At 63.6% G+C, this 25,369-nt stretch carries 23 protein-coding genes; 12 read left to right on the top strand and 11 right to left on the bottom strand.

All coding sequences use genetic code 11. The features are described from left to right. Positions 1-82: 82 nt before the first annotated feature. The 4 genes from BM382_RS15160 to BM382_RS15145 form a co-directional block, all read right to left on the bottom strand. Positions 83-1,258, bottom strand: coding sequence for a M20 aminoacylase family protein (locus BM382_RS15160; RefSeq protein ID WP_011059686.1), 1,176 nt, complete (start codon positions 1,256-1,258; stop codon positions 83-85). A 171-nt stretch (positions 1,259-1,429) separates the two neighbouring features. After that, on the bottom strand, positions 1,430-1,765 hold the full coding sequence (locus tag BM382_RS15155; protein ID WP_072443205.1) for an amidase: 336 nt from the start codon (positions 1,763-1,765) through the stop codon (positions 1,430-1,432). Further along, on the bottom strand, positions 1,762-2,859 hold the full coding sequence (locus BM382_RS15150) for a serine hydrolase domain-containing protein (protein ID WP_072443203.1): 1,098 nt from the start codon (positions 2,857-2,859) through the stop codon (positions 1,762-1,764). Before BM382_RS15150 ends, BM382_RS15155 begins: the two co-directional genes overlap by 4 nt. Positions 2,860-3,054: 195 nt before the next feature. Further along, entirely contained in the window at positions 3,055-3,933 is an 879-nt protein-coding gene (locus BM382_RS15145) for an acyl-CoA dehydrogenase middle domain-containing protein (protein ID WP_072443201.1), read from the bottom strand. A 140-nt stretch (positions 3,934-4,073) separates the two neighbouring features. Between BM382_RS15145 and olsB the strand changes: the two genes are divergently transcribed. Both olsB and BM382_RS15135 read left to right on the top strand, forming a co-directional pair. After that, positions 4,074-4,829, top strand: a complete 756-nt coding sequence (gene olsB, locus BM382_RS15140) for an L-ornithine N(alpha)-acyltransferase (RefSeq protein ID WP_015634439.1) — start codon at positions 4,074-4,076, stop codon at positions 4,827-4,829. Continuing rightward, positions 4,829-5,623 carry a lysophospholipid acyltransferase family protein gene (locus tag BM382_RS15135; RefSeq protein ID WP_011059681.1) on the top strand — a complete coding sequence of 265 codons (795 nt, stop codon included), beginning with the start codon at positions 4,829-4,831 and terminating at the stop codon, positions 5,621-5,623. The genes olsB and BM382_RS15135 overlap by 1 nt, the downstream gene beginning before the upstream one ends. A gap of 105 nt (positions 5,624-5,728) precedes the next feature. Here BM382_RS15135 and BM382_RS15130 read toward each other — a convergent pair whose 3' ends face one another. Continuing rightward, on the bottom strand, positions 5,729-6,310 hold the full coding sequence (locus BM382_RS15130; RefSeq protein WP_011059680.1) for an acyl carrier protein phosphodiesterase: 582 nt from the start codon (positions 6,308-6,310) through the stop codon (positions 5,729-5,731). 153 nt (positions 6,311-6,463) lie between these two features. On the opposite strand from BM382_RS15130, the gene BM382_RS15125 reads away from it, so the two are divergent. From BM382_RS15125 to BM382_RS15115, 3 genes are read left to right on the top strand one after another with little or no spacing between them, the layout of a single operon-like run. After that, positions 6,464-6,766: an ArsR/SmtB family transcription factor gene (locus tag BM382_RS15125; protein WP_011059679.1), complete on the top strand. Its 303-nt coding sequence runs from the start codon at positions 6,464-6,466 to the stop codon at positions 6,764-6,766. 18 nt (positions 6,767-6,784) lie between these two features. Next, positions 6,785-7,951 carry an MFS transporter gene (locus BM382_RS15120; protein WP_011059678.1) on the top strand — a complete coding sequence of 389 codons (1,167 nt, stop codon included), beginning with the start codon at positions 6,785-6,787 and terminating at the stop codon, positions 7,949-7,951. Between the two features lie 34 nt (positions 7,952-7,985). After that, complete coding sequence (locus BM382_RS15115; protein ID WP_011059677.1) at positions 7,986-9,035, top strand: alkene reductase; 1,050 nt, start codon at positions 7,986-7,988, stop codon at positions 9,033-9,035. 193 nt (positions 9,036-9,228) lie between these two features. On the opposite strand, the gene BM382_RS15110 is transcribed toward BM382_RS15115, so the two are convergent. Together BM382_RS15110 and emhR are read right to left on the bottom strand one after the other, a co-directional pair. Further along, complete coding sequence (locus tag BM382_RS15110; RefSeq protein ID WP_011059676.1) at positions 9,229-10,113, bottom strand: DMT family transporter; 885 nt, start codon at positions 10,111-10,113, stop codon at positions 9,229-9,231. 161 nt (positions 10,114-10,274) lie between these two features. Continuing rightward, entirely contained in the window at positions 10,275-10,907 is a 633-nt protein-coding gene (gene emhR, locus BM382_RS15105) for an efflux system transcriptional repressor EmhR (RefSeq protein WP_011059675.1), read from the bottom strand. 265 nt (positions 10,908-11,172) lie between these two features. On the opposite strand from emhR, the gene emhA reads away from it, so the two are divergent. From emhA to BM382_RS15070, 7 genes are all read left to right on the top strand, one after another. Continuing rightward, entirely contained in the window at positions 11,173-12,330 is a 1,158-nt protein-coding gene (emhA, locus tag BM382_RS15100) for an efflux RND transporter periplasmic adaptor subunit EmhA (RefSeq protein ID WP_015634435.1), read from the top strand. 3 nt (positions 12,331-12,333) lie between these two features. Continuing rightward, the gene (locus BM382_RS15095; RefSeq protein WP_041751993.1) at positions 12,334-15,480 is read left to right on the top strand and encodes an efflux RND transporter permease subunit; all 3,147 of its coding nucleotides are present in this window, start codon (positions 12,334-12,336) and stop codon (positions 15,478-15,480) included. Further along, positions 15,477-16,937, top strand: coding sequence for an efflux RND transporter outer membrane subunit EmhC (locus tag BM382_RS15090; protein ID WP_011059672.1), 1,461 nt, complete (start codon positions 15,477-15,479; stop codon positions 16,935-16,937). Before BM382_RS15095 ends, BM382_RS15090 begins: the two co-directional genes overlap by 4 nt. A gap of 299 nt (positions 16,938-17,236) precedes the next feature. After that, the gene (locus tag BM382_RS15085) at positions 17,237-18,499 is read left to right on the top strand and encodes an OprD family porin (protein WP_041116337.1); all 1,263 of its coding nucleotides are present in this window, start codon (positions 17,237-17,239) and stop codon (positions 18,497-18,499) included. 243 nt (positions 18,500-18,742) lie between these two features. Then, positions 18,743-19,933: an NAD(P)/FAD-dependent oxidoreductase gene (locus tag BM382_RS15080; protein ID WP_065364446.1), complete on the top strand. Its 1,191-nt coding sequence runs from the start codon at positions 18,743-18,745 to the stop codon at positions 19,931-19,933. Between the two features lie 25 nt (positions 19,934-19,958). Next, a complete protein-coding gene (locus BM382_RS15075; protein ID WP_019094783.1) occupies positions 19,959-20,348 on the top strand; it encodes a helical membrane plugin domain-containing protein in 390 nt (129 codons plus the stop codon). A gap of 13 nt (positions 20,349-20,361) precedes the next feature. After that, positions 20,362-21,186 carry a methyltransferase domain-containing protein gene (locus tag BM382_RS15070; protein WP_011059668.1) on the top strand — a complete coding sequence of 275 codons (825 nt, stop codon included), beginning with the start codon at positions 20,362-20,364 and terminating at the stop codon, positions 21,184-21,186. Between the two features lie 25 nt (positions 21,187-21,211). Here BM382_RS15070 and pcaC read toward each other — a convergent pair whose 3' ends face one another. From pcaC to BM382_RS15050, 4 genes are read right to left on the bottom strand one after another with little or no spacing between them, the layout of a single operon-like run. Then, the gene (pcaC, locus tag BM382_RS15065; protein ID WP_011059667.1) at positions 21,212-21,604 is read right to left on the bottom strand and encodes a 4-carboxymuconolactone decarboxylase; all 393 of its coding nucleotides are present in this window, start codon (positions 21,602-21,604) and stop codon (positions 21,212-21,214) included. Positions 21,605-21,626: 22 nt separating this feature from the next. Then, on the bottom strand, positions 21,627-22,415 hold the full coding sequence (gene pcaD, locus BM382_RS15060) for a 3-oxoadipate enol-lactonase (protein ID WP_072443199.1): 789 nt from the start codon (positions 22,413-22,415) through the stop codon (positions 21,627-21,629). Between the two features lie 11 nt (positions 22,416-22,426). After that, entirely contained in the window at positions 22,427-23,791 is a 1,365-nt protein-coding gene (locus BM382_RS15055; protein WP_011059665.1) for a 3-carboxy-cis,cis-muconate cycloisomerase, read from the bottom strand. Between the two features lie 48 nt (positions 23,792-23,839). Further along, positions 23,840-25,150 carry an MFS family transporter gene (locus BM382_RS15050; RefSeq protein ID WP_258611541.1) on the bottom strand — a complete coding sequence of 437 codons (1,311 nt, stop codon included), beginning with the start codon at positions 25,148-25,150 and terminating at the stop codon, positions 23,840-23,842. Positions 25,151-25,369 lie beyond the last annotated feature (219 nt).

Below are 25,369 nucleotides of genomic sequence, written 5' to 3'. Positions count from 1 at the left end.
TTTGAGCCTTCTGGCGGGCTCGCTAAAGTGCCGGGCGCCTACAACACGCCCGGGGCAGTCAGGGACACAGGAACAGGAAGGGTCAGGACGGTTTGAGCCAGCTTTCCGCCAGGGCGCCCCAATAGGCCGCGCCGGTGAGGAGGATGTCGTCGTTGAAGTCGTAACCCGGGTTATGCACCATCGGCTGGGCCACGCCGTTGCCGATGAACAGGTAGCTGCCCGGGCAGCGCTGCAGCATCCAGCCGAAGTCTTCGCTGCCCATCAGCTTCGGTGTATTGCCGTTGACCGCCTCGGCCCCCACCAGCTCGACACCGATCTTGCGGGCGAACTCGGTTTCCTCCGGGCTGTTGACCAGCACCGGATAGGCCGGGCGATGCTCGATACTGACCGAGCAACCGAAACTCTCGGCCTGGGTGCGGATAATGGCCTTGACCCGCTCCAGCATCTGCTCGCGCACCGGTGCGTTGAGGGCCCGCAGGCTCAGGCGCAGCAGGGCCTGCTGGGGAATGACGTTGGCCGCCTCGCCGGCTTGCAGGGCACCGACGGTGACCACCGCGGCTTCCTGGGCATCGATGTTGCGCGCTACCACTGTCTGCAAGGCCATGACCATGCTCGCCGCTGCCACCAGCGGGTCTACCGTCAGGTGCGGCATGGAGCCATGGCCGCCGACGCCTTCGACTATCACGTTAAGCAGGTCCTGGGAGGCCATCATCGGCCCCTCGCGAAAGCCCAGGTGCCCGGCCGGCAGCCCCGGCATGTTGTGCAGGCCAAACAGGGCATCACAGGGGAAACGCTCCAGCAGGCCGTCGGCAAGCATGGCCTCGGCGCCACCCTGGCCCTCCTCCGCCGGCTGGAAGATCAGGTTCAGGGTGCCGTCGAACTGCCGGGTGGCCGCCAGGTAACGGGCCGCCCCGAGAAGTAGGGTGGTGTGGCCGTCATGCCCGCAGGCGTGCATGCAACCGCTGTAGCGGCTGCTGTAGGGCACCCCGGTGTTCTCGATGATCGGCAGGGCGTCCATGTCGGCCCGCAGGCCCAGGGTGCGGGGGCTGCTGCCGTTGCGCAGCACCCCTACGACGCCGGTCCGGCCCACGCCGGTGTGCACTTCATAACCCCACTCTTCAAGGCTGCGGGCCACCAGCGCCGCGGTGCGGTTTTCCTCGAAACCCAGCTCGGGGTGGGCGTGAATGTCCTGGCGGATGGCCCGCAGGTCGCTGGCGACATCGTTGAGCCAGGCAAGAATGTGCTGGTGTCGGGTCATGGCGTATCTCCTCTGGGCCGGGTGGGTTCCCGTTCTTTTTTTCGGAGCGCTGCACGAGGGCCAGGGCGTGCTCGAAGCTCTGCGTCAGATAACCGCGAGCCGGGGCACAGGACAATCAAATGTGGTTCCACTGGATGGAACACAAAGCTGCCGCCATCGTTTCGACCCCGGTCAGGGGGCCAGGCGGCAACCTTCACGGGCACTGCGCCAGACCGCGCTATGGGTGCGCCCCAGCGCGCTGGCGGTGACACGACGGGGCTGCGGCTCATCGAGAAAAGCGCTGGTGGGCAGGTACTGGCGCACGTAGGCGCGGCAGTAGTCGGCAGGTTGTTGCATGACGTAACGGCAGGAGCAGTACTCCTTGGCGGTGTAGGCCCCGAGGATGTCCGGGAAGGCCTGCAACGCCACCCGCTGCTGCCAGCCCCAGCCCAGCAGCAGGAGCAGGAGCAGCCCGAGCGCCAGCAGGCTGAGCAGCGGACGCCGACGGATCAAGGGCCAGGGCTTCATGGCTGCTCCGGCGTGGCGAAGGCGGCCAGCACCCGCTTGAGCAATTCATTGTGCTGGTAGCTCCCGTCACGGTCGTCGCCATAGCGCACGATCACCAGGCGCTGCGCCGGCAGCACATACAGCGCCTGGCCCCAGTGTCCCAGCGCGGCGTAGGTATCGGCGGGGGCATCCGGCCAGGGTCGTGGCGCCCCGTCCACCTCGCGGTTGAGCCACCAGTGCCCGCCCGCCACGGCCACGTCCTGGTTGGCCCGATAGCCACGAAAGGGCGTGCGGCAGAATTCGACCCAGGCCTTGGGCAGCAATTGCCGGTCGCGCCAACGGCCATCGCGCTGCATCAGCAGGCCAATGCGAGCCAGATCGCGGGCCGTCAGGTAGAGGTACGAGGAAGCGACGAAAGTGCCAGCAGCATCCCGCTCCCACACCGCCTGGGTGATACCCAGGGGTTCGAACAGGGCACGCCAGGGATAGTCCGCATACTGCCCCTCCCCCACCATGCCCCGCAGGCTGGCCGCCAGCAGGTTGCTGTCGCCGCTGGAATAGCGAAACACCTGGCCCGGCGGGCCGGAGGCGGTCTGTTGCGCGGTGAAGGCGGCCATGTCCCGGTGCCCGCGGGTGTAGAGCATGGCCACCACCGAAGAGTTGAGAGGGGCGTATTCATAGTCTTCCTGCCAATCCAGGCCCGAGGCCCAGTGCAGCAGGTCCGCCAGGGTGATGTCGGGATGGGCCTCGAGCGGCGGGTAGAACTTCGCCGCCGGGTCCTGCAACTGGAACCGCCCCTCGCCAAAGGCCACTCCCAGCAGCACCGCCAGCAGGCTCTTGCTGGCGGACCAGGCGAGATGGGGCGTCTGTGGCCCGGTTGCCCCGGCGTAGCGCTCGTAGAGCAGTCGACCGTCGCGGATCACCAGCAAGGCGTCGGTGCGAATGCCCTGGCGGGATTCATCGTCCCGGGGCACAAAGGCGTATTCCTCCAGGGCCTGCAGCGCCGGGCCGCTGGCTGGCGTGCCCTGGCTCCATTGCAGCGCCGGCCACTCCTCGGCCCGGGCCGGCAGGCTGAGTAATAGAAGCAGGGCCAGCAGCAACCAAGCTTTGGGCATGAAGGACACTCGAGAGCCGTCTGGGGCCGAGCCTATTGCGGGCACATGACCGTTTCGCGACAACCTTCGCCGGCAAGCCGGCTCCTACAGGGTTGGGCGAATATTCGATAGGGCGCGAGAACCGCTTCTTGTAGGAGCTGGCTTGCCAGCGAATGCGGTTTCGGAGACTGCGCATTCCTCGCGGCAAGCCGGCTCCTACAGGGAGGCCAGGGCCTTGGCCAGGCGCTGTGCGCGAGCGCTGGCGGCGAGGTCCAGCAGGGCCTGGTCGCGGGTCCATTGCTCGCGCCAGAGCTGTGGCCCCTGGGCGAAGGCAATGCCGATCTCGGGTTTCAGCGCCTCGAACTGCACGAACAGGCCCGCCAGCAGAATGTGCCCGCTGCTCAGCGCCGGGTTCTGCCGGCTGGCTTCGGCACAGCCGGCCAGCAAGCCCAGCAATTGCAATTGCAAGGGCTGCGGCCAGCCGCTGTCCTGCCCCACGCCATACAGCCAGGCCAGCATGGCGCTCAGGACATAGATGTCTTCCAGGGTGCGGAACGGCTTGACGTAGGCATCCCAGCCGTCGCCGGCGAGCAACTCGCAGGCGGCGTTGTCCAGCTCCAGGCAGCCGTGGCTGATCTCCGGCATCAGGGCAATGGCAGGCAAGGTCTGGACCTTGACCCCGGGCTCGCCGGGATAGACCACCGTCAGGCGCAGGGCTGCGCGCTCCCCCGGGGCTTCGCAGCGAGCCGCCACCAGCAGCCAGTCGGCGGCATCTCCGGCAGTGACGAAATCCTTGCGCCCGTGCAGGCGCAGATCCTCCAGGCGGGTCTGCATGTCCGCCGGGCGCAGGCTGCGGCGTTCGGTCGCGCACAAAGCCCCCAGACTGGACGGCGCGCTGGGCCACAACATGCGCAATGCCGCCTGGTAGCCCACCAGGAACGCCAGCCCCGGGGTGGCCATCAAGCGCCCGCCGCGCACCGCCAGTTCGAAGGGCGTGACGTTGCCCAGGTGCGCCAGCAAAGCCCCGTAGCCCTCGGCCAGGTCGGGGTTGGCGGGCAATCGTTCACAGCTCTCGAGCAGGGCTTGCCAGGGCATTCGAAGGTCCTCAGGGGCTGTCATATAAGCATCACCAAAGCTTCATGGCGATGACACCGGGGCTACATAGCCTGACTTTGCACAACAAAGTCGATTGGCTGCAACCCAAGGCGGGTCAGTAGCCCGCACGGAGATTCACGATGACTCAGATCGCCCGCATCAGCGACACCGGCACTGAACGCCGCCTGCAAGCCGAACGCCTGATCGGCGCGAAGGCTCTGCAAGAAGCCCAGGCCCTGCGTTTCAACGTCTTCAGTGGCGAGTTCAACGCCAAGCTCAAGGGCGCGGAACTGGGTCTGGACATGGATGACTATGACGTTCATTGCAGCCACATCGGTGTGCGCGACCTGAACACCGGGCGCCTGGTGGCCACCACCCGCCTGCTGGACCACCAGGCCGCCAGCAGCCTGGGGCGTTTCTACAGCGAAGAAGAATTCAGCCTGCACGGCCTGGTGCAGCTCAAAGGGCCGATCCTGGAGATCGGCCGCACCTGCGTCGACCCGGCCTACCGCAACGGCGGCACCATCGCCGTGCTCTGGGGCGAACTGGCGGAAGTGCTCAATCAGGGTGGCTACAGCTACCTGATGGGTTGCGCCAGCATTCCCATGCAGGACGGCGGCGTGCAGGCCCAGGCGATCATGCAGCGCCTGCGCGAGCGCTACCTGTGCACCGAGCACCTGCGGGCCGAGCCGAAGAACCCGCTGCCGAGCCTGGACATTCCGTCCAATGTGATCGCCGAGATGCCGCCCCTGCTCAAGGCCTACATGCGCCTGGGCGCGAAGATCTGCGGCGAGCCGTGCTGGGACGAGGATTTCCAGGTCGCCGATGTGTTCATCCTGCTCAAGCGCGACGAGCTGTGCCCGCGCTACGCCCGGCACTTCAAGGCGGCGGTCTGATGCGCCGGCTGCGGGTCTACGGGCGTATCGCCCGAGTGCTGCTGGTGGTGGCGCTGGGCCTGAGCATGGCCAGTATCTTCGGTTTGCTGGAACGCTTGGGGGTCGCCAACTCCATGGTCCGGCGCCAGCGCTGGTCGCGCTTCTTCATGGCACGCTTGAGCAATGCCCTGCCCTTTCAGGTCTCGGTGCATGGCGAGCTGCCCCGCCAACCGATGCTCTGGATCAGCAACCATGTGTCCTGGACCGATATCCCGCTGCTGGGCATGCTGACGCCGCTGTCCTTCCTGTCCAAGGCCGAAGTGCGCACCTGGCCGGTGGCCGGTTGGCTGGCCGCCAAGGCCGGCAGCCTGTTCATCCGCCGCGGCGCCGGTGACAGCCAGTTGATCCGCAAGCAGATGACCCGGCATTTGCAGGAGCAGCACCCACTGCTGCTGTTCCCCGAAGGCACCACCACCGATGGCCGTGGCCTGCGCACCTTCCACGGGCGCTTGCTGGCCAGCGCCATCGATGCCGACGTCTGCCTGCAACCAGTGGCGATCCGTTACCTGCGCGACGGCCAGATCGATACCCTGGCGCCCTTCATCGGCGACGACGATCTGCTCTCGCACCTGATGCGCCTGTTCGCCAATGACCGGGGCCAGGTGGAGATCCACCTGCTCAAGCCGATTGCCTGCCAGGGCCAGGAACGTGCGGCGCTGGCCTTCCAGGCCCAGCAAGCAGTGCAGAAGGCGCTGTTCGGTGATGTCATGCTGCCCGCCGAACCACGCCGCAACGGCGAACTGGTCGCCGCCTGAAACTCTCTGCAGGAGCCGGCTTGCCGGCGAAAAGGCCCTTGAAACCTGCGTCGGTCATGAGAGCACCTTCGCTGGCAAGCCAGCTCCTACAACAGCCATCGTGAGTCAGGGCAATTGGATGTGCTGCGCGGCGAATGCCTGCAATTGCGGGTAGAAAGCGCGGAAGTCTTCGCTCAACGGTTCATACAGCCGTTCCAGCTCGACCATCGCCGCGGTCAGCTCCTCTGGCCGTGACAGGCGCCGGGCAATCCCCCGCAACACCGGCTCCAGCACCGCGAACTCGCGATAGGAACCCAGCCAGTCATCCGCCGCCATGTAAGGCGCAATCTGCGCCAGCCGCGCCGGCAACTGCGGCTCGGCCGCCAGCACCCGGTACACCTCGGCGGTGAACAGCGGCAGGGGCCGGTCGGCGTAATGCTGCCAATCCCGGGCCAGGCAATGGTCGAAGAACACGTCGATGACGATGCCGGCGTAACGCCTTCGCGTCAGGGAGAAACGCGACAGCGCCGCCACCACCAGCGGGTGACTGTCGGTGTAGGTATCGATGCGCCGATGCAGCTGGATCGCCGCCTCGACCTCGGGCGAAAACTGCCCTTGCAGGCGTCCCTTGACGAAATCGCCATACAGGCTGCCGAGTAATTGACCCGGGCGCTGGCCGCCAAGGTGCAGATGTGCGAGATAATTCATGGACGCAGCTTAGCACTGCGACCAACATATCGTTATAACCCGATATACCGATAAGTAATGATTTAAGACCAAAATCATATTGGTATATCGCGAAATAACGATTTAAATTTCGCTTCATCGCGATACAACGTTTCACAAAAAACGAGCACCGCCATGTCCCTCGACCTCGACGAAATAATAAAAGCCCTGGCACATCCGGTTCGCAGGGAAATCCTGCACTGGCTGAAAGACCCGACTGTCGAATTTCCCGATCAGGCTCACAGCAATGAGCACGGCGTCTGCGCCGGGCAGATCGACCAACGCTGCGGCCTGTCGCAGTCGACCGTGTCCGCCCACCTCGCCACCTTGCAACGCGCAGGCCTGATCAGCAGCCGGAAAGTCGGCCAATGGCATTTTTTCAAACGCAACGAGGAAACCATCCAGCAGTTCCTCACGCAAATGAGCCAACAGCTCTGACCTGACAAGGACCCGACAATGCCCCTTTCGCTTCTCATCCTGGCCTTGAGTGCCTTCGCCATCGGTACCACCGAGTTCGTCATCATGGGCCTGCTGCCCGATGTGGCGGCGGACCTCGGCGTGTCGATTCCCGGCGCCGGCTGGCTGGTCACCGGCTACGCCCTTGGGGTGGCCATCGGCGCGCCCTTCATGGCCCTGGCCACTGCCCGCCTGCCCCGCAAGGCAGCCCTGGTGGCGCTGATGGGAATCTTCATTGTCGGCAACCTGCTGTGTGCACTGGCCAGTGATTACAACGTGCTGATGTTTGCCCGGGTGATCACCGCGCTGTGCCATGGTGCCTTCTTTGGCATCGGTTCAGTGGTGGCCGCCGGCCTGGTGCCCGCCAACAAGCGCGCTTCGGCCGTGGCCCTGATGTTCACCGGCCTGACCCTGGCCAACGTCCTTGGCGTGCCCCTGGGCACCGCCCTGGGCCAGGCCGCCGGCTGGCGCTCGACCTTCTGGGCGGTGACGGTCATCGGCGTGGTGGCGCTGATCGGCCTGCTGCGCTTCCTGCCGGCCAAGCGCGACGAGGAAAAACTCGACATGCGTGCAGAGCTGGCGGCCCTCAAGGGCGCGGGCATCTGGCTGTCCCTGAGCATGACCGCGCTGTTCGCCGCGTCGATGTTCACCCTCTTCACCTACGTTGCACCGCTGCTCGGTGATGTCACCGGTGTCTCGCCCAAGGGCGTGACCTGGACCCTGCTGCTGATCGGCCTGGGCCTGACCCTGGGCAACATCATCGGCGGCAAACTGGCGGACAAGCGCCTGGGCGCCACCCTGATCGGCGTGTTCGCGGCCATGGCCGTGGTCTCCACCGTACTGACCTGGACCAGCGTGGCGCTGATCCCCACCGAGATCACCCTGTTCCTCTGGGCCACCGCTTCGTTTGCCGCAGTGCCGGCGTTGCAGGTCAACGTAGTGACCTTCGGCAAGGCCGCACCGAACCTGGTTTCGACCCTGAACATCGGCGCCTTCAACATCGGCAATGCCCTGGGTGCCTGGGTCGGCGGCAGCGTCATCGCCCACGGCTTCGGCCTGACCAGCGTGCCGTTGGCGGCTGCGGCCCTGGCGATCCTGGCCCTGCTGGTGACGCTGATTACCTTTCGCCAGGGCGGCAACGCCGAACTGGCTCCTGCAACCCACTGATCCTCTCCCTATCCCTTAAAGAAGGCTGCATTCCATGACGACTCTCTTTGATCCGATCAAACTCGGCGATCTCGAACTGTCCAACCGCATCATCATGGCGCCGCTGACCCGCTGCCGCGCCGATGCCGGCCGCGTACCCAACGCGCTGATGGCCGAGTACTACGTACAACGGGCTTCCGCCGGCCTGATCCTCAGCGAGGCCACCTCGGTGACCCCCATGGGCGTGGGCTACCCGGACACCCCCGGCATCTGGTCCAACGACCAGGTGCGTGGCTGGGCCAATGTGACCAAGGCAGTACACGGCGCCGGCGGCAAGATCTTCCTGCAGCTGTGGCACGTCGGACGCATCTCCCACCCGTCCTATCTGAACGGCGAAACCCCGGTGGCACCCAGCGCCCTGCAGCCCAAGGGGCATGTCAGCCTGGTGCGCCCACTGGCCGACTTCCCAACTCCGCGGGCCCTGGAAACCGCTGAAATCGCCGACATCGTCGACGCCTACCGGGTCGGCGCGGAAAACGCCAAGGCCGCCGGTTTCGACGGCGTGGAAATCCACGGCGCCAACGGCTACCTGCTGGACCAGTTCCTGCAAAGCAGCACCAACCAGCGTACCGACCAGTACGGCGGCTCCCTGGAAAACCGTGCCCGCCTGCTGCTGGAAGTCACCGACGCGGCCATCGAGATCTGGGGTGCCGGCCGGGTAGGCGTGCACCTGGCACCACGTGCCGACTCCCATGACATGGGTGATGCCAACCTGGCGGAGACCTTCACCTACGTCGCTCGGGAGCTGGGCAAACGCGGTATCGCCTTTATCTGCTCCCGGGAGAAAGAAGGCGCCGACAGCCTGGGCCCGCAACTCAAAGAAGCCTTCGGCGGCCCCTACATCGCCAACGAACGCTTCACCAAGGACAGCGCCAACGCCTGGTTGGCCGCTGGCAAGGCTGACGCCGTGGCCTTTGGTGTGCCCTTCATCGCCAACCCTGACCTGCCAGCCCGCCTGAAGGCCGATGCGCCGTTGAACGAAGCGCACCCGGAAACCTTCTACGGCAAGGGCCCGGTCGGCTATATCGACTACCCGACTCTGTAAGCCTGCATCGCTCGATAAAAAGCCCCGACTCTCGCGAGCCGGGGCTTTTTCATGGCCTGCACATTCGTTGTAGCCGCTGCCGCAGGCTCGGGCCGCGTACGCACGGTCGCCCCGAAGGGGCGCGATCATCTCAAGTTCGATGAAGGTCCTGCGGACCTTGTCGCGGCCTGCGGCAGGGGCTACAGAAAGCCATTCAGCGTTTGCGCTGGGCCCAGGCCACCGCCAGGCCGCTGAGGCAGATGACCGCGATACCGACCAGGGCGTACTGGTCCGGGGTATGGTCGAAGATCAGGTAGCCAAAGAGCCCGGCGAAAAGAATCTGCCCATAGCTGAAAGGCGCCAGCATCGCCGGCGCGGCATGGCGGAACGCCTGGGTTAGCAACATGTGGCCGAGCATGCCGCAGGTGCCCAGGCCGATCATGAACAGCCCATGAACTAGCGTCGGCGTGCTCCAGAAGAACGGCAGCAGCGCGCTCATGATCAGGCTGTTGAGGATCCCGGTGAGAAAGTTGCTGGTGGTCGGGCTGTCGACACCACTGAGCTTGCGGGTCAGCAACTGGTAGAAGCCGAAGCACAGCGCCGACCCCAGCGGCAGCAGGATTGCCGGCGTGAACAACGCGCCCCCGGGACGCACCACAATCAGCACCCCGACGAACCCCGCCAGCACTGCCAGCCACTGGGCGCGACTGACCCGCTCCCCCAGAAACGGCACCGACAGGGCAGTCACCAGCAAGGGCGCCAGGAAGTTGACCGCGGTCGCTTCTGCCAGGGGTATATAGCGCAGGCCGGTGGTGAACAGCAGGCTGGTGCCGATCAGGCACAGGGCCCGCAGCAATTGCAGCCCGGGGCGCTTGGTGCGCACCACCGCAGAGAAACCACTGCGCGGCACGAAGACCACCAGCATCAACAGGGTGTGCACCACATAGCGGGCCCAGACCACCATGACGATGGGATAAAAAGCCGACAGGTATTTGGATAACGTGTCGTGGCTGGCAAACAACAGGACCGCCAGGCAGATCAGGGCGATCCCCTTGATGGGGTGTTCCGCGCCGTTGAACGGTGAAGGGCTCACACTCATTCACACACCCGCAACAAAATCCCTACAAAATACGTAGCTCGCTATCTATCAACCGGCAGCAAGCCCGTATATAAAAGCACCCCATTGTGAAGTGCGACCCCGGGTATGAACGTCCCTCGCCTTAAATGTTGACACAACCGGACTCAATTACGCATTTTGTCTTAATGACGGAGGTTGGGGCTCAAGCGCAGCATATCCAGCCCGATGTCGATCCAGCGCTCTGCTTCGGTGTGCAGGGCGAAGCTGTCAGGGGCCAGCAACCACTGGTAGAGAATGCCATCGATGAACGCATGCAACGTGATAGCTGCCCGCGCCGCATCGAGATTCTCGGGCAATTGCCCACGATTCACTGCATTACGCAACGCCAGCTCGATGTGTACGTTGCAGTCCAGGCTGGCAGCGCGACGCTGGCGGCGCAGGTCGCACATTTCGTCGGTGAACTCGCACTTGTGAAACAGGATTTCATTGATGCGTCGGGTTTTCGGGTCCAGGGCAACTTGATGAAACAAATGAATGAGCAGCTTGCGCATGCAGCCCAACGGGTCCATTTCATCTACATTCTCACTGGCCGCGGCCATTTCATCCAAAGGTTCACGCAGGCTGTCGAGCATGGCCTGCACCAGGTCGGCCTTGTTGCTGAAGTGCCAATAGATGGCACCTCGCGTGACTCCCGCCAGCGCCGCGATGTCGGCCAGGGTGGTACGCGCCACGCCACGCTCGTAAAAGGCCTTTTCGGCAGCCTCGAGTATCTGGCTGCGAGTTTCTTGAGCTTCCTCTTTGGTACGACGGACCATGGCAGTAAAACCTCGATCAGGATCTTTCAGCGATGCGTGAAGACCTTCTGAATAAATATGGAACGGCATCTCGAGTGCCGTTTGCCCAGCCTACAATTCAACACCTACAGGGGCTTTTGTAACCGGATGGGTACGCCGCAGGGGTATTTACAAACAACCATGAACGTAAGTATATTCCTTAGCAAGCTACTTATCCACTCAGCCAAGCATTTTTACCCTTCCACTTTTCTTGTGCGCATCTTGCGTGCCTGACCCGAGGATTTTCATGCAACTCAAGCCAGCTGTTACCGCTCTGGTCACTGCCGTCGCCCTGGCATCGCTGCTCAGCGGATGTAAAAAGGAAGAGGCGGCACCTGCCCCTCAAGCCCCTCAGGTCGGCGTCGTTACCCTGCAACCACAAGCCTTTACCTTGACTTCCGAACTCCCGGGCCGGACCACTGCGTTCCGCATCGCCGAAGTTCGCCCACAGGTAAACGGGATCATTCTCAAGCGTCTGTTCAAAGAAGGTGGAGACGTCAAGGAAGGTCAGCAGCTTTATCAGATCGATCCATCGGTCTATGAGGCAACGCTGAAGAGTGCCGAGGCTAATCTGCAATCGACCAAGTCGATTTCTGATCGCTACAAGCAACTGGTCAACGAGCAGGCCGTAAGCCGCCAGGAATACGACACTGCCGTGGCCAACCGCCTGCAGTCGGAAGCCTCGCTGCAAAGCGCCCAGATCAACCTGCGCTACACCAAAGTGCTGTCGCCACTGACCGGCCGAATCGGCCGTTCCTCGGTGACCGAAGGCGCCCTGGTGAGCAATGGCCAGGCCGATGCCATGGCCGTGATCCAGCAGCTGGACCCAATCTACGTCGACGTTACCCAGTCCTCGGTGGAACTGCTGGAACTGCGTCGCGAACTGGAAAGCGGCCGCCTGCAGAAAGTCGGCGACAATGCCGCCAAGGTCAAACTGACCCTGGAAGACGGCAGCCAGTACAAGCTCGACGGCAAGCTGGAATTCTCCGAAGTCTCGGTGGACGAAACCACCGGCTCGGTGACCCTGCGCGCAGTGTTCCCGAACCCTGAGCACACCCTGCTGCCTGGCATGTTCGTCCACGCCCAGCTGCAAGCCGGGGTGAACAGCGCGGCGATCCTGGCTCCCCAGCAAGGCGTGACGCGCGACCTGAAAGGCACCCCGACCGCCCTGGTGGTTGGCCCGGATAACAAGGTCGAGCTGCGTCAACTCAAGGCCAGCCGCACGGTCGGCAGCCAGTGGTTGGTGGAAGATGGGCTGAAAGCCGGCGATCGCCTGATCACCGAAGGCCTGCAGTTCGTCAAGCCGGGCATTGAAGTCAAGGCCAGCGAAGCAACCAACGTTCCAGCGAAGAACCCGGCCCCTGCACAGGCAACTGACAAAGCTGCAGGCGGCAAAGGGGAGTAAACCATGTCGAAATTTTTTATCGACCGTCCGATCTTCGCCTGGGTAATCGCCCTGGTGATCATGTTGGTCGGGGCTCTATCGATCCTCAAATTGCCGATCAACCAGTACCCGAGCATCGCGCCGCCAGCGATCGCCATCTCCGTGACCTACCCAGGCGCTTCCGCACAGACCGTGCAGGACACCGTGGTTCAGGTGATCGAGCAGCAGCTCAACGGTATCGACAACCTGCGTTATGTGTCCTCGGAAAGTAACTCCGACGGCAGCATGACCATCACCGCGACCTTCGAACAGGGCACCAACTCGGACACCGCGCAGGTTCAGGTACAGAACAAGCTCAACCTGGCCACTCCGCTGCTGCCTCAAGAAGTGCAGCAGCAGGGTATCCGCGTGACCAAGGCAGTGAAGAACTTCCTGCTGGTGATCGGCGTGGTTTCCGAGGACGGCAGCATGTCCAAGGACGACCTGTCGAACTACATCGTGTCGAACATGCAGGACCCGATCTCGCGGACCGCGGGCGTCGGTGACTTCCAGGTATTCGGTGCCCAGTACGCGATGCGGATCTGGCTCGACCCGGCCAAGCTTAACAACTACAACCTGACCCCGGTGGACGTGAAGACCGCGGTTGCCGCGCAGAACGTCCAGGTATCGTCCGGCCAGCTCGGCGGCCTGCCTGCCCTGCCCGGCCAGCAACTCAACGCCACCATCATCGGCAAGACCCGCCTGCAGACTGCCGAGCAGTTCAAGGCGATCCTGCTGAAGGTCAACAAGGACGGCTCGCAAGTGCGTCTGGGCGATGTCGCGGACGTCGGCCTGGGTGGCGAGAACTACGCCATCAGCGCCCAGTTCAACGGCAAGCCGGCGTCCGGCCTGGCAGTGAAACTGGCCAACGGCGCCAACGCCCTGGACACCGCCAAGGCCCTGCGCAACACCATCAAGGACCTGGAACCCTTCTTCCCGCAAGGGATGAAGGTGGTGTTCCCGTATGACACCACCCCGGTGGTGACCGAATCCATCAAGGGTGTGGTTGAAACCCTGGTGGAAGCGATCGTCCTGGTGTTCCTGGTGATGTTCCTGTTCCTGCAGAACTTCCGCGCCACGGTGATCACCACCATGACGGTGCCGGTGGTACTGCTGGGTACCTTCGGCATCCTTGCGGCGGCCGGTTTCAGCATCAACACCCTGACCATGTTCGGCATGGTGCTGGCCATCGGCTTGCTGGTGGACGACGCCATCGTCGTGGTGGAGAACGTCGAGCGGGTGATGCACGAGGAAGGGCTGTCGCCCAAGGAGGCGACGAAAAAGTCCATGGGCCAGATCCAGGGAGCCCTGGTGGGTATCGCCCTGGTGCTGTCCGCGGTACTGCTGCCAATGGCCTTCTTCAGCGGCTCCACCGGGGTGATCTACAAGCAGTTCTCGATCACCGTGGTCTCGGCCATGGCCCTGTCGGTGCTGGTTGCCCTGATCTTCACTCCGGCCCTGTGCGCCACCATGCTCAAGGCCGTACCGCAAGGCGAACACGCCACCGAGAAGCGCGGCTTCTTCGGCTGGTTCAACCGCACCTTCGATCGCAGCGTGAAGAGCTACGAACGCGGCGTGGGCAACATGCTGCGCCACAAGGTTCCGTACCTGCTGGCCTACGTGCTGATCGTCCTGGGCATGATCTGGCTGTTCACTCGCATCCCGACCGCGTTCCTGCCGGAAGAAGACCAGGGCGTTCTGTTCGCCCAGGTACAGACTCCGGCCGGCTCCAGTGCCGAGCGGACCCAGGTGGTGGTGGACGAAATGCGCGCCTACCTGCTGGACAAGGAAAAGGACACCGTGGCTTCGGTGTTCACCGTGAACGGCTTCAACTTCGCCGGTCGCGGCCAGAGCTCGGGCATGGCCTTCATCATGCTCAAGCCGTGGGGCGAGCGTTCCGCGGAAAACAACGTGTTCAACCTGGCAGCCCGCGCCCAGCAGCACTTCTTCAGTTTCCGTGACGCGATGGTGTTCGCCTTCGCCCCTCCGGCGGTACTGGAGCTGGGTAACGCCACCGGTTTCGACGTGTTCCTCCAGGACCGCGCCGGTATCGGCCATGAGAAACTGATGGCTGCACGCAACCAGTTCCTCGGCATGGCAGCCCAGAGCAAGGTGCTGTCCCAGGTACGTCCGAACGGCCTGAACGATGAACCGCAGTACCAGTTGACCATCGACGACGAGCGCGCCAGTGCCCTGGGCGTGACCCTCACCGATATCAACAACACCCTGTCGATTGCCCTGGGCAGTAGCTACGTCAACGACTTCATCGACCGTGGTCGGGTGAAGAAGGTGTACATCCAGGGTCAGGCCGGTGCCCGCATGAGCCCCGAAGACCTGAAGAAGTGGTACGTACGCAACAGCGCCGGAACCATGGTGCCGTTCTCCTCCTTCGCCAAGGGCGAGTGGATCTACGGCTCGCCCAAGCTGGCCCGTTACAACGGCGTGGAAGCCATGGAAGTGCTCGGTGCCCCGGCCCCTGGCTACAGTACCGGTGAAGCCATGGCCGAAGTCGAGGCCATTGCCGCGAAGCTGCCGGCGGGTGTCGGTATCTCCTGGACCGGCCTGTCCTACGAGGAACGTCTGTCGGGCTCCCAGGCACCTGCGCTGTACGCCTTGTCCCTGCTGATGGTGTTCCTGTGTCTGGCGGCGCTGTATGAAAGCTGGTCGATTCCGATCGCAGTGATGCTGGTTGTGCCCCTGGGGATCATCGGTGCACTCATGGCAACCAGCATGCGCGGCCTGTCCAACGACGTGTACTTCCAGGTGGGTCTGTTGGTGACCATTGGTCTGGCGGCGAAAAACGCCATTCTGATCGTCGAGTTCGCCAAGGAACTGCACGAGCAGGGCCGCAGCCTGGTAGACGCCGCGGTGGAAGCCTGCCGGATGCGTCTGCGGCCGATCATCATGACCTCCCTGGCCTTCGTCCTCGGGGTCGTGCCACTGGCCATCTCCACGGGCGCCGGCTCGGGTAGCCAGCATGCGATCGGTACCGGGGTGATCGGCGGTATGCTCACCGCGACTATCCTGGCGATCTTCTGGGTGCCATTGTTCTTCGTCACCGTATCGTCCATGGGCCGCAGGAAAGCGGACCTGTCAGAAACTACTGCAACCCCTAATGAGGCTGGCCAATGAGCAAGTCGCTACTCTCCCTGGCAATCACCGCCATCGCGCTAAGTGGTTGCTCGCTGATCCCGGATTACCAGCGCCCGGAAGCGCCGGTGGCGGCGCAGTTCCCCCAAGGCCCAGCCTACTCGCCAAAGGAGGCCGCCAACGTGGCGGCCGCCGAACAGGGCTGGCGGCAGTTCTTCCATGACCCGGCTCTGCAGCAACTGATCCAGACGTCCCTGGAAAACAACCGCGACCTCAGGGTCGCGGCGCTGAACATCGATGCCTACGCCGCGCAGTACCAGATCCAGCGGGCTGACCTGTTCCCTGCGGTTTCGGCCAACGCCAGCGGCAGCCGCCAGCGCACTCCGGCACGCATGTCGCAGACCGGCGAAGCCGGGATCACCAGCCAGTACTCGGCCACCGTGGGCGTCAGTGCCTATGAACTGGACCTGTTCGGCCGCGTTCGCAGCCTGAGCGAGCAGGCCCTGCAGACCTACTTCTCCAGCGAAGAAGCCCGGCGCAGCACCCAGATCAGCCTGGTGGCCAGCGTGGCCAACGCCTACATGACCTGGCAGGCCGACAAGGAACTGCTGAAGCTGACCCAGGACACCCTCGCCGCCTACGAGGAAAGCTACCGGCTGACCTCGCGCAGCAACGAAGTGGGTGTGGCGTCGGCCCTGGACCTGAGCCAGTCGCGGACCTCGGTGGAAAACGCCCGGGTGCAACTGGCCCGTTACACCCGCCAGGTGGCCCAGGACGAAAACAGCCTGACCCTGCTGCTGGGTGCGGCGATTCCGGCCAATCTGCCGAAGGCCCAGCCGCTGTCGGCTGACCTGCTGAGCGACCTGCCGGCAGGCTTGCCGTCGGAGCTGCTGCAACGGCGTCCGGACATCCTCGAAGCCGAGTACAAGCTGAAAGCGGCCAACGCCAATATCGGCGCGGCGCGGGCAGCGTTCTTCCCGAGCATCAGCCTGACCGCCAATGCCGGTACCTTGAGCCCGGATCTCTCGGGCCTGTTCAAGGGGGGCTCGGGCACCTGGCTGTTCCAGCCGCAGATCAACCTGCCGATCTTCAACGCCGGCAGCCTGCGCGCCAGCCTGGACTACTCGAAAATCCAGAAAGACATCACCGTCGCGCAGTACGAGAAATCCATCCAGACCGCCTTCCAGGAAGTCTCCGATGGCCTGGCGGCACGCCAGACCTACAACCAGCAGTTGCAGGCCCAGCGTGATTTCGTCAACGCCAACCAGGACTACTATCGTCTGGCCGAGCGCCGCTACCGTATCGGGGTCGACAGCAACCTGACCTTCCTCGATGCCCAGCGGTCGCTGTTCAGCGCCCAGCAGGCACTGATCACCGATCGCCTGTCGCAGCTCACCAGCGAGGTCAACCTGTACAAGGCCCTCGGCGGTGGCTGGAGCGAACAGACAGCGAAGAACGAGCCACTGGCGGAAAAAGCCCCGGCGCTGCACCTGTTCTGAAGCGTCACCTGGCCATATGAAAAACCCACCTGACGGTGGGTTTTTTTATATGTACCAACTGGAACATTTGTGTTCGATTACCGCCCAAAAAGTGTTTCGTCCAATTGATTGGCCCTGATCCGCGACGCACCATTCCCGGCACCTGGACACACCAATAACAACAGGTCCGATGCCATGCCCCCACGCCCTGCCCGCTGCGGCTGATACCTCTGGTTCCACCCTGCTCCCCTGAAACCTGTGCCCAGACCCTTTGCGCGGCACTGGCCGGCTGCACCCCTAACAATTAGAGAGACCGACGAATGAAGCCAAGCACCCCGCCGTCCTACCTTCTGCCCAGCCTCCTGGCCCTGGCGCTGAGCAGCACCGCCCTGCCGGCACTGGCCGCAGAGTCGGGCTTTCTCGAAGATGCCCAGGCCAACCTGACCCTGCGCAACTTCTACTTCAACCGCAACTTCACCAACCCGACCAAGGCCCAGGGCAAGGCCGAGGAATGGACCCAGAGCTTCATCCTCGATGCAAAGTCCGGCTTCACCCAGGGCACCGTCGGCTTCGGCATGGACGTGCTGGGCCTCTACTCGCTGAAACTCGACGGCGGCAAGGGCACCGGCGGCACCCAACTGCTGCCCCTGGATCACGACGGTCGGCCGGCGGACAACTTCGGACGCCTGGGAGTAGCCTTCAAGGCGCGACTGTCTCAGACCGAGGTCAAGGTCGGCGAATGGATGCCAGTGCTACCGATCCTGCGCTCCGACGACGGCCGCTCGCTGCCACAGACCTTTCGCGGCGGCCAGATCACCTCGAAGGAAATTGCCGGACTGACCCTCTATGGCGGCCAGTTCCGCGCCAACAGCCCGCGTGACGACAGCAGCATGAGTGACATGAGCATGTTCGGCAAAGCGGCCTTCACCTCCGACCGTTTCAACTTCCAGGGCGCCGAATATGCCTTCAACGACAAGCGCACCCAGATCGCCCTGTGGAATGCCCAGCTCAAGGACATCTACAGCCAGCAGTTCGTCAACCTGATCCACAGCCAACCCCTGGGCGACTGGACCCTGGGCGCCAACCTGGGCTTCTTCTATGGCAAGGAAGACGGCAGCGCCCGCGCCGGCGACATGGAGAACCGCACCTGGTCCGGCCTGTTCTCGGCCAAATATGGCGGCAACACCTTCTATGTAGGCCTGCAGAAGCTCACTGGCGACAGCGCCTGGATGCGGGTCAATGGCACCAGCGGCGGCACCCTGGCCAACGACAGCTACAACGCCAGCTACGACAACGCCAAGGAGAAGTCCTGGCAGGTGCGCCATGACTACAATTTCGCCGCGCTGGGCGTTCCCGGCCTGACCCTGATGAACCGCTACATCAGCGGCAGCAACGTGCACACCGCCACCGTCAGCGACGGCAAGGAATGGGGCCGGGAAAGCGAAGTGGCCTACACGGTCCAGAGCGGCACACTGAAGAACCTCAACCTGAAGTGGCGCAACTCCACCATGCGCCGGGACTTCAGCAACAACGAGTTCGACGAGAACCGCCTGATCATCAGCTATCCCCTCAGCCTGCTGTAAGCCCCTCCAACACGGGGCCGAGCCAAAAGGCCGGCCCCTGCAGTTGTCGGCCTTGAACCGTGGCGCCCAAGGAGAGGTCCGCTGGTCGGGCTTAGTAAAAAAAATCCAATACACAGATAAAGTAAAGGGGTATTCACTTCAGGCGGGCAGTGCTCGCTTCCAGGAAAGGAAACCTATCGATTCAGTTCCGTTATCCATCGGATGTCGTACGTGAAGCTGGCGTAGCCTTGGAGGGTCTGCGTTATGAGCAAGCACATCGTCATTGTCGGAGGAGGTGTAGGCGGTACCATCCTGGCCAATCAACTGGTCAGCAAGCTCTACCCGGAGATACTCAGGGACGAGGTCAAAATCACCCTGCTGTCCGAATCGCCGGATCATTTCTACAAGCCCGCCTTCATGTATGTGGCGTTCAACCTGTTCTTCCAAGAAGAACTCAAGCGACCCGAACGCTCCCTGCTACGCCCCGAAATAACCTTCCGGGTCGACCCCGTCACCCGCTTCGATTTTGCCGCCCAGAGCCTGCACACTCGCAGCGGCAAGCGTCTTGGCTACGATTTCCTGGTGATCGCCACCGGCTGCGTGCCGGCACCGGAACGGATCGAGGGGCTCAAGGAAGCCGGCGACCACTTCTACCAATACCAGCCTGCCCGGCAACTGGCACAGCGCCTGAGCCGGATCGACAAGGGCCGGGTGTTCATCACCGTGTCGTTTCCGCAAACACCCAATGTTCCTCATCAATGCGGCATCGCGCCGGTAGAAACGACCCTGATGCTCGATGACTTCCTGCGGCGGCGCGGAGTACGGGATCGGGTCGAGATCATCTACACCTACCCCAGCACCGCGCAGCTACTGCGCAATTGCCTGTTCCTGCAACGCCCGGTCGGCGAGGTACTGCCGGATATCTTCGAACAGAGGAACATCCGCTTCCAGCGCGGCTTCACCCTGGCCAGGGTCGACCCGGACCGGCGCATCGCCTACTCGGAGGAAGGCGCTGAGCAGCCTTTCGACATTCTCATGGCCACCCCGCCGATCCGGGCCGTGGACGCCGTGCTCGAATCCGGCGCGTCTCAGGCACAGGGCCAGGAGGGCTGGTTGCCGACCCATCACGAAACCCTGCAAGTCTATGGCCTGGAGCGGGTCTATGTGATTGGCGATACCGTCGACCTGCCGATCAGCAAGGCCGGCGGCGCCTGCCACAACCAGGCCCCGGTGATTGCCAACAACATTGCCGGAGAAATCCGCCTGGGCTCTCCCGAGGCGGTTTATGACGGTAGGGTCCAGGCGGTCGCGCAGATGGGCCTCAATGCCGGCATGCCCCTTTGGTACGACTATGCCCACGACGTTCTGCCCACCCCGTCGAGCAAGTTGGGTGGCCTGCTGCGCACCGGATTCAATCGCGGCCTGTACTGGGCCGTAGCCCGCGGAATGCTTTGACCCTGCACAGGGAGGAGACAACGCCATGGACAGCTTTGATCCAAGCATGCCTGGTCCAAGGGCGACCCAGCCTGAAGTCGCCGGCACACCAGGCCTGGAAGCCCTGATGAAAAAGCTCCAGCCGCTGCTGGACAGCGCTCGCCTGGACAACATGGTCGACCTGTTGTCCCTGCTTTGCGATCTGATCGACATGCTCGATCAGGCGATGATCGAAAAACTTGCGCAACAGTTCGAAGAAGCCACCGCTGCCAGCTGGATGCTGGGCAATGCACTACGCATGGCCAAGGCCGAAACCTCAGCGCAAGGTACCGCTCCCAGCCTGTACGGGCTGCTCTCGCTGCTGCGTGAGGAGGACACGCGACGTGGTGCAGCCCTGCTCCTCAGAACCCTGAATGTCATTGGACGACAACTTTAAAAAGGATGTTTACATGAGTACCAAGCCTCAGCCGACCACGGCCAGGAACCTCAGCACCCAATGGGATCCCCAGGCCTACCAGCAGTTCGTGCGCCTGCGAGAACGACCGGCGGTCGAGCTACTGGATCATGTCGCCCTGCAGCACCCCCATCACATCTACGACCTGGGTTGCGGAACAGGTATCGCCACTCAACTGCTGGCGCAGCGCTGGCCCTACGCGGAGCTGACAGGCGTGGACAGCTCCTCGGAAATGCTTGCCGAAGCCAGCTGCCTGCCGATCAAGGCGCTGTGGCGCAGGTGCGACCTGCTGCAATGGAAAGCCGAACAGCCTGCCGACCTGTTGTTCGCTGCCGCAGTGCTGCACTTCATGAGTGACCACGAACACCTGCTGCCGCGCCTGTTGAACCAGCTCAACCCCGGCGGCTGCCTGGCGGCGCATATGCCCAATTGGCGCGACGCCCTGTGGTATCAGTTGATACTCGAAAGCCTGGAACAGGCAGGACCGGACGGCAAGCCGCTGGGCACCCCGGAGCTGCGGGCGTTCATGGCCGAGCGCCGGGTACTGTCGCTGGATAGCTACTACCGTTTGCTGGCGCCCCTGACTCGGGAACTGGACATCTGGGAAACCGAACACCTGCAGGTCGTGGAAGGCCAGTCGCCGATCTTCGACTGGGTCAAGGTCTCGGCCTTGCGCCCCGTACTCCTGAGCCTGGACGAGCGGCAACGACAATGCTTCCTCAACCATTACCTGGCACGGGTACATCGCTACTATCCGCCCGAAGGCGATGGCCGGACGCTGTTCCCGTTCAAGCGGGTGTTCATTCTGGCCACCGTCTGAAATCGCGCGGTGCAGCCCCGGCGCCTCAACTGCGGGATTCGATGCCCAGTTCGTCCCACACCGATTCCGCCAGGTGGAAGGTGGCGTTGGCCGCCGGGATTCCGCAGTAGATCGCGCTCTGCATGATCACTTCCTTGATCTCACTGCGGCTCACCCCATTGTTGGCGGCGGCCCGCAGGTGCAGCTTGAGCTCCTCGTTGCGGTTCATGCCGATCAGCATGGCGATGGTAATCAGGCTGCGGGTGTGTCGCGGCAGGCCCGGGCGGGTCCAGATGTCGCCCCAGGCATGGCGGGTGATCATTTCCTGGAACTCCGAGTTGAACTCGGTCAGGGCATTGAGGCTGCGGTCCACATGGGCATCGCCCAACACCGCGCGGCGAACCTGCATGCCTTCGTCATAACGCTGTTTCTCGTCCACAAAGGGCTCCTTGAATCGACTCTCAGGCCAGCAGAAAATCCACGACCCGGGCGCTGAAAGCGTCGCCGGCCTGGACGTTGGACAAATGCGCAGCATAGAACTCGGCATACTCCGCGCCCGCCACATGCTGCTGGATGAAATGCCCACCGGACGGTGGTGTCACGGCGTCTTCAGTGCCGGCAATCACCAGGGTGGGCACCTTGATCGCCCCCAGCTGTTCACGGAAATCCGCGTCCCGCACCGCCGCGCAGTTGGCCGCATAGCCTTGCGGCGAGGTGGCCGCGAGCATGTCGGTGATCAGCTTGGCCTGGTCAGGGTGAGCTTCGGCAAAGTCGCTGGTGAACCAGCGGGCGATGGAGGTATCGCGCAGTGCCACCATGGCTGCCTGGCCGTCACGTAGCACGGTCTCGATCCGCGGGTTCCATACGGACGGGTCGCCGATCTTCGCCGCGGTGTTGCACACCACCAGCTTGTGCAGACGCTCGCCGGCATTGATCCCCAGCCACTGGCCGATCAGCCCGCCCATGGACAGGCCACAGAAATGTGCACGCTGGATATCCAGCGCATCCAGCAGCGCCACCACGTCGCGGCCCAGTTGCTCGATGCTATAGGGACCTTCGGTGACCAGGGAACGGCCGTGGCCACGGGTGTCCATGCGCAGCACCTGGAAGTGCCGGGTGAAGGCCGCCATCTGCTTGTCCCACATGTGCAGGTCGGTGCCCAGGGAGTTGGACAGCACCAGTACCGGCGCGCCCTCGGGCCCTTCGAGTTGATAGTGCAGTTCGCCCTCGGCGAGTTTCACGAATCCCACAGCAGTCTCCTTCAGGCCTTCAAGGCAAAATGTTCAGCCACGGCGCGCTCGACCCAGGCCTGCGCCTGACCCAGGTAGTGCGCCGGGTCCAATAGACGATCCAGGTCCGCCGCCGACAGCTCGGCGGTAACCTGGGAATCCTCCCCCAATACCCCACGCAGATGGCGTTTCTCGGCCACTGCGCGCTTGCAGCATTGTTCCAGCAGATGGTGGGCGGTTTCCCGCCCCAGGCGCTGGGCCAGGGCAATGCTCACCGCTTCGGCCAGCACCAGCCCCTGGGTCAGGTCGAGGTTGTGCGCCATGCGCGCGCTGTCGACCTCCAGGCCTTCGGCCACCAGTAATGCTTGTTGCAACGCGCCAGACACCAGGCAGCAGATCTCCGGCAGGGTTTCCCATTCGGCATGCCACAGGCCCAGGCTGCGCTCGTGCTCCTGGGGCATGGCGGCAAACATCGTCGCCAGCAGGCCGGGAACCCGGGTCGCGGCGCTGATCAGCACCGCCGCGCCCACCGGGTTGCGCTTGTGCGGCATGGTGGACGACCCGCCCTTGCCCGGCGCCGAGGGTTCGAAGACCTCCGCCGCCTCGGTCTGCATCAGCAGGCTGATATCCCGCCCCAGCTTGCCCAGGCTGCCGGCCAACAGGCCCAGCACCGAAGCGAACTCCACCAGGCGGTCGCGCTGGGTGTGCCAGGGCTGCTCCGGCAGGGCCAATTGCAGCTCGTCGGCCAGGGCCTGGGCAATCGGCAAGGCCTGCTCGCCCAAAGCCGCCAGGGTTCCGGAAGCGCCGCCGAACTGCAGCACCAGCAAACGCGGCTTGAGCTGCTGCAGGCGCTCGCGGCTGCGGGTCAATGCCCCCAGCCAGCCGCCGATCTTCATCCCCAGGGTCACCGGCGTGGCATGTTGCAGCCAGGTGCGGCCGGCCATCGGGGTCGTGGCGTAACGTTGGGCCTGGGCAACAAGGATGTCCCCCAGGCGCTCCAGGTCCTGCTCCAGCAGGAGCATGGCGCGGCGCAGTTGCAGCACCAGCCCGCTGTCCATCACGTCCTGGCTGGTAGCCCCCAGGTGCACAAAGCGCTCGGCCTCGCCATCGCTGCGGGCGATCTGTCGGCCCAGGGCCTTGACCAGCGGAATGGCCGAGTTGCCGGCCGTGGCAATCGCCTCGCCCAGCATCTGGAAGTCATACAGCCCGGCATGGCAGGCGGCCTCGATGGGCGCTACTGCACTGGCCGGGATCACCCCGACGCGGGCCTGGGCCCGGGCCAGGGCGGCTTCGAAATCGAGCATGGCCTGGACCCGCCCCTGATCGCAGAACACCCCGCGCATTTCCCGGGCAGTAAAGTAGGCATCGAACAACTGATTGCTCGCAGTCAGGGTCATAAACAGTCCTTGGCAAACCTGCGCCCGAGCCGGGCGCAGGTACACAGGTCAAAGGTCGTGGTGCAGGTAGGCGGCCTGTTTCGGCAGGCGCAGGCTGAACAGGAAGGCAATCGCCATCATCACCGTGACATACCAGTAAAAGGTGTTTTCCATGCCCATGTTCTTGAAGTTCAGGGCCACCCATTCCGCCGAGCCACCGAAGATCGCATTGGCCACCGCATAAGCCAAGCCCACCCCGAGTGCGCGCACTTGCGGCGGGAACATCTCGGCCTTCACCAGGCCGCTGATGGAGGTGTAGAAACTGACGATGGCCAGGGCCAGGGTGATCAGCACAAAGGCCAGGAACGGGCTGGTGACGGTCTTCAAGGTCAGCAGGATCGGCACTGTGAACAGCGTACCCAGGGCACCGAACCAGAGCATCGAGTTACGCCGGCCGATCTTGTCCGCCAGCATGCCGAACAGCGGCTGCATGCACATGTAGAGAAACAGCGCGCCGGTCATGATGTAGCTGGCGGTCTTGGCGTGCATGCCCGCGGTGTTCACCAGGTACTTCTGCATGTAGGTGGTGAAGGTGTAGAAAATCAGCGAGCCGCCGGCGGTGTAGCCGAGCACGGTGATAAACGCCGCCGAGTGGTTCTTGAACAGCGCAGCGATGCTGCCGGCGTCCTTGTCCTCACGGATTTCCTTGCTGGTGGTTTCCTTCAGCGAACGGCGCAGCAGCAGCGAGATCACCGCGGCGATGGCACCGATCACGAAGGGAATGCGCCAGCCCCAGGCCTTGAGCTCGGCCTCATCGAGAAACTGCTGGAGAATCACCACCACCAGCACCGCCAGCAGTTGCCCGCCGATCAGGGTCACGTACTGGAAGGAGGCAAAGAAGCCGCGCTGGCCCTTGAGCGCCACTTCACTCATGTAGGTGGCGGTGGTGCCGTACTCGCCGCCCACCGACAGGCCCTGGAACAGGCGCGCCACCAGCAGCAGGAACGGCGCCCAGGCACCGATGCTGGCGTAGGTGGGCAAGAAGGCGATCACCAGGGAACCGGCGCACATCATCAGCACCGAGATCATCATCGAGTTCTTGCGCCCATGACGGTCGGCGACCCGGCCGAACAGCCAGCCGCCGATGGGCCGCATCAGAAAGCCGGCGGCGAACACCCCGGCGGTGTTGAGCAACTGCACCGTCGGATCGTCGGAGGGAAAGAAGGCCGGGGCGAAATAGATGGCGCAAAAGGCATAGACATAGAAGTCGAACCATTCCACCAGGTTGCCGGAGGAGGCGCCGACAATGGCAAAGATCCTTTTGCTGCGTTCCTCTCCGGTGTAGTGACTTGTCGTTGTTGTCATGGTTTTTTCACTCATGGGGGACAGTGTGAGTCTAGACACACTTGGCAACATTCCCGTTCCCTGCGGATAGCGCCCTGCCCGCTCCCGGGCAGAGGTCAATCGACCCTATCAACCTGTAGCGACTGTAGCCGCTGCCAAGCCACGGCGAGGCTGCGAAAAGGCCCGAAGGGCCTTGCTTGGCGGTCTCAAACCGAACCTCTGCCGGTCTCAAGCCCGCCGCGCCTGCTACGCAAC

The organism is Pseudomonas sp. NFPP25, from assembly GCF_900116505.1.
GTDB lineage: Bacteria > Pseudomonadota > Gammaproteobacteria > Pseudomonadales > Pseudomonadaceae > Aquipseudomonas > Aquipseudomonas protegens.
The sequence above is the reverse complement of the archived record's forward strand: the minus strand, read 5'-3'. Positions and strand labels throughout refer to the sequence as shown.